The organism is Pseudoduganella danionis (genome assembly GCF_009720775.1).
Lineage (GTDB): Bacteria > Pseudomonadota > Gammaproteobacteria > Burkholderiales > Burkholderiaceae_D > Rugamonas > Rugamonas danionis.
In genome coordinates this window covers 1,035,000-1,046,881 of record NZ_WNKW01000001.1, presented here as the reverse complement: position 1 = coordinate 1,046,881, position 11,882 = coordinate 1,035,000, and the positions used below count along the sequence as shown (strand labels likewise).

Sequence of the window (11,882 nt, the reverse complement as noted above, 5' to 3'; positions counted from 1 at the left end):
GTCCTGTGCGTTCAGTGTAGAGCGGATTTTCGCGCCGCCATGACACCGGCGACCGTGAGGAAAGATCCAAAGACCACAATTCTATCATTCTCCCCGACCCGGCTGATGGCATTTGCGTAAGCCGAGCCCGGATCATCGAAGGTGGTGATGGTGCGTTCGTCGCGTTCCGGCTGCACGGCCTGCACTTTCGCCGCCAGTTCGGCTGCCGTGGCCGAGCGTGGCGAAGGCAGCGTGGTCAGACACCAGTGATCGACGTGCTCCGACATGGCGGCGATCACGCCTTCGATATCCTTGTCCTGCATGGAGCCGAACACGGCATAGGTGTAGGGGTGGTAGCCCATGTTGCCGAGGTTCTGGTTGAGCGCCGCTGCCGCGTGCGGATTGTGCGCCACATCGAGGATCACGCTAGGACGGCCCGGCAGCACCTGGAAGCGGCCCGGCAGCTCTACCGTCACCAGCCCCGTGCGCACTTCCTGCGCGCCCACCGGCAATTCCAGCTTGAGTGCTTCCAGCGCGGCCAGCGCAGCGCAGGCATTCAGTATCTGATTGGCGCCACGCAGGCTAGGATAGGCCAGCGCATTGCGGCGCTGACCACGGCCGCCGTAGTTCCATTGCTGCTTGTCGCCCGAATAATTGAAGTCGCGCCCCATCAGCCACAGATCGGCACCAATCGCGTTGGCATGGTCGATCAGCGACTGTGGCGGCACAGGGTCGGAGCAGATCGCCGTCTTACCGGCGCGGAAGATGCCGGCTTTCTCGAAACCGATGGCTTCGCGCGTATCGCCGAGATAATCCGTATGGTCGATGTCGACGCTGGTGACGATGGCCACATCGGCATCAACGATGTTGACGGCATCCAGACGGCCGCCCAGTCCCACTTCCAGTATCACCACATCCATGCCGGCGCCAGCCAGCAGATGCATGATGGCCAGCGTGGTGAACTCGAAATACGTTAGCGGAGTGTCGCCGCGCACGGCTTCGACCGCATTGAAGGCCGCCACCAGAGCCGCGTCGCTGGCCAGATCGCCATTCACGCGCGCACGCTCGTTAAAGTCGAGGAAATGCGGTTTGATGTACAGGCCCACTTTGTAGCCGGCGCGCAGCAGCACGGATTCCAGCATCGAGCAGGTCGAACCTTTGCCATTGGTACCGGCCACCATGATCACGGGGCAGCTAAATTGCAACTGCAAGCGCTCCTTGACGGCCAGAACACGGTCCAGCCCCATGTTGATGACGGTTTCAGCGTGGCGCGACTCCAGCAGCGCTAGCCATTCAGGCAGGTTATCAGGCGTGGCGGCAGGGGGCGAAACAGGGGTAGTTTGGGAGCTAGGCATGATGGTGACTCAGAATGTAAAACGGCGCGCAGGCCGGATGATACCGGATTGCGCGCCGTCGCGTGGCAAAGCCAGCGAATTTTAGGCGAGTACTTCGGCGGCCTGATTCTGCAGCAGGGCCAGCAGACGGGCGATTTCTTCGCGCATCTTGCGGCGGTCTACGATCATGTCCACGGCGCCCTTGGTGACGAGGAACTCAGCACGCTGGAAACCTTCCGGCAGTTTTTCACGCACGGTGTTTTCGATCACGCGCGGGCCGGCGAAGCCGATCAGGGCTTTCGGCTCGGCAATCACCACGTCACCCATGAAGGCGAACGATGCGGACACGCCGCCCATGGTCGGGTCGGTCAGCACGCTGATGAATGGCAGTTTCTTGTCGGACAACTTGGTCAGCATGGCCGTGGTTTTAGCCATCTGCATCAGCGACATCAGGCCTTCCTGCATACGCGCACCGCCGGTGGCGGTGATGCAGACGAACGGCACTTTCTGTTCCAGCGCCACTTGCGCGCCACGCACGAAACGCTCGCCGACGACGGAACCCATGGAACCGCCCATGAATTCGAACTCGAAGCAGGCCACCACGACCGGCAGGCTCATGATGGAACCACCCATGACGATCAGCGCATCGGTCTCGCCGGTGGCTTCCATGGCCTGTTTCAGGCGGTCTGGGTATTTCTTGCTGTCTTTGAATTTCAGGCTATCGACTGGCAGTGTGTCCATGCCGATTTCGTAGCGGCCGCCGGCGTCGAACAGGCTGTCCAGACGTTCGCGCGCGCGGATACGCATGTGATGGTCGCATTTAGGGCAAACATGCAGGTTCGATTCCAGATCGGTGCGGTACAGCACGGCTTCGCAGGATGGGCATTTGACCCACAGACCTTCGGGCATGGTCTTGCGCGCGCCAGCATCGGAACGCTGGATTCGTGGGGGCAGCAGTTTTTCCAACCAACTCATAAATTCTCCTTACAGCAAACTTGTGGCCGAAGTGTAGCCGTTTCTGGCCCCCCTGTCGAACATTGCGATACATTAATTTTTCGGTTTCGTCATGTTCCCGCCGCCGTTTTAGAGTAAATCCCCTACTAGCCGCATCATTCCCTGTGAGGACTATCCACGACATCCATGGGGATTTTGCGGCCAGTAAATGCCATATTTCTCAGATACAACTCTATGACCCGCTCCGCCGGCCAGCCTGTCTGCTTCCCGACTTCCTCAAAATAGGCGACAACTTTCCTTGGCAGCGTGAGGTTGATTTTGCAACATAGCTCTTCCGCAAACGGATTAGGTATCACCTGCCGCTCACTCCATGGAACTTCCGGTCTGTTCATCATCTTCTCCTTAGATATTCCCTCTTCTCACGAGCATTGGCTTTGCGAGCAGAATAGATCCTGATGTTATTAAACGATCGACAGCAATAACAAACAAGCAATATCCGCCCATGGGCACTGATACCCAGAATACACATGCGTTGCTCCGCTTCCGGGTGCTCGCTATCAGGCCAGCCATAGGCATATTCATCGTCAAACACTGTCGCCGCCTCGTCGAAGCTGACGCGGTGCTTGAGCAGATTCAGGCGGGCTTTGTTGGGATCGGAAAGAAAACGCACCGCGGCTCACTTTCACCATAGTCAGTAGTGCACTATGGAGCAAGGTGAGCCGCGGAATTTGATGTGCGCCAAACGCGCGCACAGAGGGAGTTTATGCTGCGCAGTTAGGCATCGAGCGCGCTGCGGATACCGGCCACGAAAGTCTCAACCGCCGACACGGCTTGCTCCGCGCCCACGTTTTCGATTTCCTGAATGATACGGCTGCCGATCACCACAGCATCAGCCACTTCGGCCACGGCACGTGCGGTCGCACCGTCGCGGATACCGAAACCGACACCGATAGGCAGCGCCACGTGCTGGCGGATCGCTTTCAGACGCTCGGCCACTTCCACCGTGTCGATATTGCCTGCGCCCGTCACGCCTTTCAGCGACACGTAGTAGCTGAAACCGCCACCGACCTGAGCCACCTGCGCGATGCGCTGCTCGGTCGAGGTGGGCGCCAGCAGGAAGATCAGATCGAGTCCGGCCGCGCGCATGGCAGCGGAAAACTCGACGCACTCTTCGGGCGGGTAATCCACCACGATGGCGCCGTCGGCACCGGCTTGCTGCGATTCGGCGATGAAACGCGCCGGGCCGATACGTTCGATAGGATTGGCATAGCCCATCAGTACGACAGGCGTGTGCTGATTGGTCTTGCGGAACTCGGCCACCATGGCGAACACATCCATGATGCCCACACCCTGTGCCAGCGCCCGCTCACACGCGCGCTGGATCACGGGGCCTTCCGCCATCGGATCGGAAAACGGCACACCGAGTTCGAGAATATTCGCGCCACCAGCCACCATGGCATGCATCAGCGGCACCGTCAGATTCGGTGCCGGATCACCGGCCGTGATGAACGTAATCAGAGCCGTCTTGTTCTGTGCCTTCAACTCGGCAAAAGTTTGTGCGATGAGGGACATGTCGGCTCCTTAATTGAAATTCAAACCCATACGTTCAGCTACCGTATGCATGTCCTTGTCGCCCCGACCCGACAGGTTGGCCAGAATAATCTGATCGGCTGGCAGCGTGGCCGCCAGCTTGAAGGCATAGGCCAGCGCGTGCGACGATTCCAGCGCCGGTATGATGCCTTCGATATGGCAGCAGTCATGGAAAGCCGCCAGTGCTTCTTCGTCCGTAATGGAAACGTACTGGGCGCGGCCGCTATCCTTCAGATAGGCGTGCTCCGGTCCCACACCCGGATAGTCGAGACCCGCAGAAACGGAATGGGTTTCGATGATCTGGCCGTTTTCATCCTGCAGCAGATAGGTGCGGTTGCCGTGCAAGACGCCCGGATAACCCTTGGTCAGCGAAGCCGCATGCTTGTCGCCATCCAGACCTTCACCGGCCGCTTCCACGCCCACCAGACGCACCTGCTTCTCGTCGATGTAAGGGTAGAAAATCCCCATGGCATTGGAGCCGCCACCGATACAGGCCACCACGTAGTCCGGCTGGCGGCCCGTCATTTCCGGCATCTGCACCAGACACTCTTCGCCGATCACGGACTGGAAGTCGCGCACCAGCATAGGGTAAGGATGGGGACCGGCCACCGTGCCGATGATGTAAAAGGTGTTTTCGATATTCGTTACCCAGTCGCGCATGGCTTCGTTAAGCGCATCCTTGAGGGTTTTCGAACCCGATTCCACCGGCACCACGGTGGCGCCCAGCAGCTTCATGCGGTAGACGTTCTGGGCCTGACGCTTGACGTCTTCGCTGCCCATGTAGACCACGCATTCGAGGCCGAAACGCGCGCAGATGGTGGCCGTGGCCACGCCGTGCTGGCCGGCACCCGTCTCGGCGATGATGCGGCGCTTGCCCATGCGCTTGGCCAGCAGGGCCTGACCGATCACGTTGTTGATCTTGTGCGCGCCCGTATGGTTGAGGTCTTCGCGCTTGAAGAACACTTGCGCGCCGCCGATCTGCTGCGACCAGCGCTTGGCATGGTAGACGGGCGAAGGACGGCCGACAAAGTGCTTGAGTTCGTAACGGAACTCTTCAAGGAATTCGGGATCTTGGCTGAACTTCTCGTAGGCCTGATTCAGTTCGGCCAGAGCGTAGGTGAGCGTCTCGGCGACGAAGGAACCGCCGTAAGGGCCGAAGTGGCCGCGGTTATCGGGTAAATCGTAATCTTTAGCGTGGAACAGGGGCTGCGCTGGCGCATTCATGATGGGTTGCTCTCTCGATTAAGTCATCTCCGGCACGCACGGCTGCAACAAATGCAGCAATCTTGCGGCCATCCTTGATCCCCTTGGCCGCTTCGACACCACTGCTGATATCGACGGCGTAGGGACGTACCTCGCACACTGCGTCAGTGGCGTTGTGTACGCTCAAGCCACCACTCAAAACGACCCGAGGCGCGAGCTCTTTTGGAATGAGAGACCAATCAAAACCCTTCCCAGCGCCACCGTAGGCATCCACATAGGTGTCCAGCAACAGGCTGGTGAACCAGGGACCGGCAGCGCGGCATTGTTGCTCGTATTCTAGCAAATCAGCGGGCGCTGTGTCAGGTTTGACGCGGAATACGCGCACATAGGGGCGCGCCGCAGCAGCCGCGATGGCGGCCGACTCGGCCACCGTCTCGTCGCCATGCAGCTGGATCAGACCTATCGGGGCGATGGCCACTGTGGCCGCTACTTCTTCCGGCGAGGCATTCACGAACAGCCCCGTGCAGGTGACGAAGGGCGGTACGCAAGCGATCAGCGCCGCGGCCTGCTCAGGCGTGACATAACGGGGGCTCTTCGGATAGAACACAAAGCCGATGGCATCGGCACCCGCAGCCACGGCCGCCTGCACATCTTCTAGGCGGGTCAGACCGCAAATCTTGATACGGGTGCGTGCCATGCTTATCCTTCAAAGCCGTTTAAAACCAGACGAGGGGACTATCCGCTTCTTGCGGCAGTTGCCATTTCAGATCGTAACCGACGCGGGCCAGATACAGGCCATCAGGCATGAAAGTGGGCGCCGCCTGCGTGCGATCTTTGCTTTCCAATAACTGCCCCAGCCATTCCGGGGGTTCCCGCCCGCTGCCGACGTAGACCAGCGAACCGACCAGATTGCGCACCATATGGTGCAGGAAGGCGCTGGCCGTGATGGTGAATACGATTAGCTCGCCCTGCTGGCGGATCTTGATCTCGTGCATCAGCTTCATCGGCGATTTGGCCTGACATTGCGCCGCGCGGAACGCGCTGAAATCATGCCAGCCTATCAGCGGCTGCACGGCCTGCTGCATCAGTTCCACGTCGAGCGGACGGAAGAAGAAACCGGCCCGCCCGGCCAGCAAAGCACTACGCACGGGATGGTTATGCAAGACGTAATGGTAGGTGCGCGAATGGGCGCTGAAACGCGCATGGAAAAAGTCCAGCGCGGCCGGATCGCCTTCTAGCTGCTTGGCCCAGCGTACGCTGATCGAAGGCGGCAAAAACGCATTGGCAGCGCGCACCCACGCATGATCTTCGCGTTCGAGTTCGGTATCAAAGTGCACCACTTGCTCCAGCGCGTGCACACCGGCGTCGGTGCGTCCCGCGCAGGTGGTCGCCAGCTTTACCGTGGCAAATTTTTCCAGTGCCTCTTCCAGCTTGTCCTGCACGGTCAGGCCACTCGGCTGCTTCTGGTAGCCCTGCCATGCATTGCCGTCGTACTGGACGCCGATTACTATCCGTTTCAATTGCTGCCCGATCTGTTCTCTGAGTCAGCCATTATATACGGGCACAAGGACAGGCATGGCGGGCCCAGACGGGCGCCGAACGCCGTGCAGCGGCAGCGGCGCCGTCCCGTCCATGCTTAGCCGAGCTGGGCCAGCATGGTGTTGGCTTTGGCGATCTGGCTAGAGTTACCGCCGCGCAGCACTTCTTCCAACAGTTCGCGCGCGCCTTCCTTGTCGCCGATTTCCTGATAAGCCACGGCCAGATCCAGCTTGGTATCCATTTCCATATGCTGGGCCGACATAGGCTCGTCCGCTGCCGCGTCGGCCGCCGCCGACTCTGGCGCGGCGCTGGCCACTTCCGGCAGATCCAGATCGATGCTGGACAGGTCGAATTCCTGTGCCGCTGGTGCTGGTGCTGGCGTAACTTCTTCCGCTGCCTGCAGCAGGTTGGCCAGATCATCATCGACCTGTGCGGCAGCGGCATCAGCGGCGGCTGCAGCAGCAGTATCCGCCACCGGCACCTGCAGATCAAAGCCGGCCAGATCCAGATCGAGCGGATCGCTGGCCGCTGCAGCAGCCGGTGCAGGCTCACCCGGCAGATCCAGCGTGAAGTCCAGATCCGGTATGGCCGGCGCTTCGGCCGCAGCTGCTACCTCAGGTTCCGCTGCGCTGGCTGGCAGTTCGATGGCCGCAGGCGCATCGGCCACGGGCTCGAAGCTCAGACCACCGAGATCGAAGTCCATCAGATTGCTGTTCTCGGCCGCCACCGAGGCCGGCGAAATAGCCGCATCGGCAGCCTGCGGCAATGCCGTCTCCATGCCGCTATCAAAATTCATCATGGCGCTATCGGCGCTGGCAGCGTACGTGTCGGCCGCGACTTCTGCTGCCGGTGCCGGCGGTGCCGAAGTATCCGGACCACGCGTGTAGAGCGGATTGGCCGGATCTAGTGCCTGCCCCATGGCAGCGGCCTGGGCCCATTCTTCCCCCTCGCCACGGGTCAGACCATACAGCTCTTCAGCCTGCTCTTCGAAACCGCGCGCATCCTTGCGAGCCGTGTAAATTTCCAGCAGCTTCAGGCGGGCTGGATGGCGCTCTGGATTGACGCGCAGCGCCTCCTTCAGAATTTCTTCCGCCTGTGCATCACGGCCGTAGGCGATATACACATCGGCTTCCGCGACCGGATCAACTTCATTGGTATCGAGTTGGCTGGCCGACGGTGCAAAATTGGAATTGAACACGCTGTTGCTGGTATCGACGCTCTGCCCCCCCGTCTCCTCGATCAGGGAATGGGCCGTCAGCGCCGGATCTTCGACCGCAATGGTTTCTTCCTTAGGCACTTCGAATTTACGCCGGCGCCGTGCAGCAATCAGCGCACCGCCACCGGCCAACAGCGTGGCGGCCGCAATGCCGACATACTGCAGGTTATCCATCAGGATTTCGAAGATGCTAGGCTCAGGCGGTTTCTTCGGCGGCAGCACCAGCGTACGCTTGGGTTTGGCCGGTGCCGAAGCTGCCGCCGAGGCGGAGGCGGAAGCCGATGCCGATGCCGATGCGGAAGCTGATGCCGAAACCGAAGCTTGGGCCGCCACTTTGCTCTTCATGGCCATCAGGCTTTCCAAATCGCGCACATTCTTTTCCAGCTCTTTGGTGCGGGCGTCGGCTTCTTCCAGCTCTTTCTGCTTGGCGATCTTGTCTTCGACGGCCAGCCCAGTCTTGCCCTGTTCGGGCGTACCGCTGGCTGCTTTCGACAGGGTCAGCTTATCCTTGGCCGCATTGACGGCATTCGGCTTTTCTTCCACCTTGGCCGTGATCTTGCCCGTCACATTCTGGCTCAGATCGGCTTCCTTGGCCGGCGTGCTCGCAGCCACCTGCCCTGCCAGCTTGGCACGGTAGGCGGCAAAGTCGGCCGCGTGGGCCACTACTACGCCGCGTGCTTCACCTTCGGGCGCGCTACTGCGGATATCGTCACTGCCCGGCACGGCGAGTATCTGGCCCGACTTCAGACGGTTCATATTGTTGCCAGCAAAAGCTTCCGGATTGGCGCGATACAGCGCCACCAGCATCATGTCGAGCGAAACATCCTGCGGCTTGACCTGACTGGCGATGCGGCTCAGGCTATCGCCCTTCTTGACCGTGTATTCGCTCGCAGGCTGTGTCGAGGCGGCGGCTGCAGGGGCAGGCGCTGGTGCAGCAGATGGCGCCGGCGTAGCTGGCGCAGCCGCAGGGGCTGGCGCGGCCGCAGCGGCCGGTGCTGCAGCGCTGGCCGCTGCGGCGGCAGGTGCCGGCGCGCTCGGTGCGGCTGGCAGTGGACGGCCCAGGTCAACTGGCGCTGCCACTTGCGGCGCCTGCGTGGCGCGCATTTCGGCCGGATCGAGCAGGAAGGTGTATTCGCGCACGATGCGGCCGCCGTTCCAGTTCAGCTCCATCAGCATGTCGACGAAAGGCTCGTTGATAGGCTGGCTGGAACTGACTTTGATCACCTGACGTCCAGCACGCTGTTCCACATCGAAGCGCAACGACAGCAAGGCAGGATTGAAATCGATATTGGCGACGCGGTAGGCATCGGCTGGCGCCAGCTTGGCCACCAGCGCGCCCGCTTCATCAGCCGTGACGGCAGTCAGCTCGATCTCGGCGCGCAGCGGCTGGCCCAGCGAGGACAGCACCGTCAGCTTACCCAGTCCGGCCGCATGGGCAGACGCCACCAGCACCGCACTGGCAACCGCGCCAGTGAGAGTTTTCAACGCAAACGAGGCAAAGCGGGAACGATTCGGTACAGGCATAGTGGGCAGCATTAGGTTGTCAGAGGGAAAATGTTACTTTCCCAGATATCCCAACATATCATCATGCTTTGAGGCACGCAAGCTTTGCACGATGTATGACGGGCTAGTTGTCACGTCTACGCCTACTTTAGACGAAAAAAAGGGGTTTTCCCTATGAGAGCATAGAGAGAAAACCCCTTCAACTCGGACGATCGAACGCCCGTAAAAAACTGAAACTGCCTGAATAACTACTTAGTTGTCCAGAACAATACGCAGCATGCGACGCAGCGGTTCGGCCGCGCCCCACAGCAGCTGGTCACCCACGGTGAAGGCCGACAGGTAGTCCGGACCCATTTCCAGCTTGCGCAGACGGCCCACTGGTATCGTCAGACCGCCCGTCACGGCGGCTGGCGACAGGTCTTTCATCGATGCTTCACGCGTGTTCGGCACGACTTTGGCCCACTGGTTGGCGGACGCGATGATGTCGGTGATTTCGTCCAGCGGCACATCTTTCTTCAGCTTGATGGTCAGTGCCTGCGAGTGGCAGCGCATCGCGCCGATACGCACGCACAGGCCGTCGACAGGAATCGGCTTGGAACCGAAATCGGCACCCAGACCCAGAATCTTGTTGGTTTCCGCGCCGGCTTTCCATTCTTCTTTCGACTGACCGTTGCCCAGATCCTTGTCGATCCAAGGAATCAGATTGCCGGCCAGCGGTACGCCGAACTGTTTGGTTTCGTCAGCGCTCAGACCGTGCTGGGTTGCCAGCACCTGACGGTCGATTTCCAGAATCGCCGAAGCAGGATTGTCCAGCAGCGGCTTGATCGCGCTGTTGATGGTGCCGAACTGGGTCAGCAGTTCGCGCATGTGCTGGGCGCCACCGCCCGATGCTGCCTGATAGGTCATGGACGTCATCCACTCGACCAGATTGTTCTGGAACAGGCCGCCCAGACCGATCAGCATGCACGATACCGTGCAGTTACCGCCGATGAAATTCTTCACGCCCTTGCCCAGCGCGTCTTTGATCACGTGCATATTCACCGGATCGAGCACGATCACGGCATCTTTTTCCATACGCAGCGTCGACGCCGCATCGATCCAGTAGCCGTTCCAGCCTGCTGCGCGCAGTTTCGGGAACACTTCGGTGGTGTAATCGCCGCCCTGGCACGAAATAATGATTTCGCACTTTTTCAGTTCGTCGATATCGGTGGCGCTTTTCAGTTTGGTTTCATTCTTCGCCATCTTGGGGGCATCGCCACCGGGATTCGAAGTCGTGAAGAACACGGGCTCGATGTGGGCGAAATCGCCCTCTTCCTGCATACGCTGCATCAGCACCGAACCGACCATACCACGCCAACCTACCAAGCCTACCAGTTTCATAATCATTCCTTGAGTTTCAGTTTCTTCCCGAACGGGACTGCTGTAGCTTGGCTTTCCCCAGCTGTTGCGGCAGTCAGTCCCGGTGCTTACTTCTTTACACCAGCTTCTTTACACCAGCGCTTTCACGACGGCGTTACCCATTTCTTCCGTGCCCACCTTGGTGGTGCCGGCTTCGTAGATATCGGCAGTACGCAGACCTTGCGCCAGCACGGCTTTGACGGCGTTCTCGATACGGTCAGCCTGTTCCGGCTTGTTGAGCGAGAAGCGCAGCATCATGGCCGCCGACAGGATGGTCGCCAGCGGATTGGCGATGCCCTTGCCGGCGATGTCCGGTGCCGAGCCGTGCGACGGTTCGTACAGACCCTTGTTATTGGCATCGAGCGAAGCCGATGGCAGCATGCCGATCGAACCGGTCAGCATCGCGGCGGCATCGCTAAGGATATCGCCGAACATATTGCCGGTCACGATCACATCGAATTTCTTCGGTGCACGCACCAGTTGCATGGCGGCGTTGTCGACATACATATGCTCGAGCGCGACGTCCGGATATTCCTTGTGCACGTCGATCACGATGTCTTTCCAGAATTGGAAGGTTTCCAGCACATTGGCCTTGTCCACGCTGGTCAGGCGCTTGTCACGCTTCTGCGCAGCCTGGAACGCCACGTGGGCGATGCGGCGGATTTCGCCTTCGGCGTAGCGCATGGTGTCGAAACCTTCGCGCTGGCCTTTGAACGGGCCGTCCGGGCACTCGCGCACACCGCGCGGCTGGCCGAAGTAGATATCACCGGTCAGTTCGCGGATGATCAGAATGTCCAGACCGGACACCACTTCCGGCTTCAGCGTCGAAGCGCCGGCCAGTTCAGGGTACAGAATCGCCGGACGCAGATTGGCGAACAGGCCCAGTTGCTTGCGCAGGCCCAGGATGGCCTGCTCGGGACGCAGCGAGCGTTCCAGATTGTCGTACTGGTAGTCGCCGACAGCGCCGAACAGCACGGCGTCAGCCGCTTTGGCCAGCGCCAGCGTGGCTTCCGGCAGCGGGTGGCCGTGCGCAGCATAGCCGGCGCCGCCGACCGGTGCCGTTTCCAGCTCGAACGACTCACCCAGCACGTTCAGTACTTTGACGGCCTGGGCGACGATTTCCGGGCCGATACCGTCGCCCGGGAGAATTGCGATTTTCATGTTGA

General features: G+C 60.3%; 10 protein-coding genes. All 10 read right to left on the bottom strand.

Annotated features, from left to right (window positions below):
• Positions 1–11 precede the first annotated feature (11 nt).
• Positions 12–1,334, bottom strand: a complete 1,323-nt coding sequence (folC, locus tag GM655_RS04495) for a bifunctional tetrahydrofolate synthase/dihydrofolate synthase (protein ID WP_155433389.1) — start codon at positions 1,332–1,334, stop codon at positions 12–14.
• A gap of 81 nt (positions 1,335–1,415) precedes the next feature.
• Complete coding sequence (gene accD / locus GM655_RS04490; RefSeq protein ID WP_155433388.1) at positions 1,416–2,288, bottom strand: acetyl-CoA carboxylase, carboxyltransferase subunit beta; 873 nt, start codon at positions 2,286–2,288, stop codon at positions 1,416–1,418.
• Between the two features lie 370 nt (positions 2,289–2,658).
• On the bottom strand, positions 2,659–2,937 hold the full coding sequence (locus tag GM655_RS04485; RefSeq protein WP_371866701.1) for a BrnT family toxin: 279 nt from the start codon (positions 2,935–2,937) through the stop codon (positions 2,659–2,661).
• 104 nt (positions 2,938–3,041) lie between these two features.
• Positions 3,042–3,839 carry a tryptophan synthase subunit alpha gene (gene trpA / locus GM655_RS04480; protein WP_155433387.1) on the bottom strand — a complete coding sequence of 266 codons (798 nt, stop codon included), beginning with the start codon at positions 3,837–3,839 and terminating at the stop codon, positions 3,042–3,044.
• Positions 3,840–3,848: 9 nt separating this feature from the next.
• Entirely contained in the window at positions 3,849–5,081 is a 1,233-nt protein-coding gene (trpB, locus tag GM655_RS04475) for a tryptophan synthase subunit beta (protein ID WP_155433386.1), read from the bottom strand.
• Positions 5,047–5,757, bottom strand: coding sequence for a phosphoribosylanthranilate isomerase (locus GM655_RS04470; protein WP_155433385.1), 711 nt, complete (start codon positions 5,755–5,757; stop codon positions 5,047–5,049). The genes trpB and GM655_RS04470 overlap by 35 nt, the downstream gene beginning before the upstream one ends.
• A 19-nt stretch (positions 5,758–5,776) precedes the next feature.
• Positions 5,777–6,580, bottom strand: coding sequence for a tRNA pseudouridine(38-40) synthase TruA (truA, locus tag GM655_RS04465; protein WP_155433384.1), 804 nt, complete (start codon positions 6,578–6,580; stop codon positions 5,777–5,779).
• 116 nt (positions 6,581–6,696) lie between these two features.
• Positions 6,697–9,339 carry a motility hub landmark protein FimV gene (locus GM655_RS04460; protein ID WP_155433383.1) on the bottom strand — a complete coding sequence of 881 codons (2,643 nt, stop codon included), beginning with the start codon at positions 9,337–9,339 and terminating at the stop codon, positions 6,697–6,699.
• 231 nt (positions 9,340–9,570) lie between these two features.
• The gene (gene asd / locus GM655_RS04455; RefSeq protein WP_155433382.1) at positions 9,571–10,698 is read right to left on the bottom strand and encodes an aspartate-semialdehyde dehydrogenase; all 1,128 of its coding nucleotides are present in this window, start codon (positions 10,696–10,698) and stop codon (positions 9,571–9,573) included.
• Positions 10,699–10,806: 108 nt separating this feature from the next.
• A complete protein-coding gene (leuB, locus tag GM655_RS04450) occupies positions 10,807–11,877 on the bottom strand; it encodes a 3-isopropylmalate dehydrogenase (protein ID WP_155433381.1) in 1,071 nt (356 codons plus the stop codon).
• Positions 11,878–11,882 lie beyond the last annotated feature (5 nt).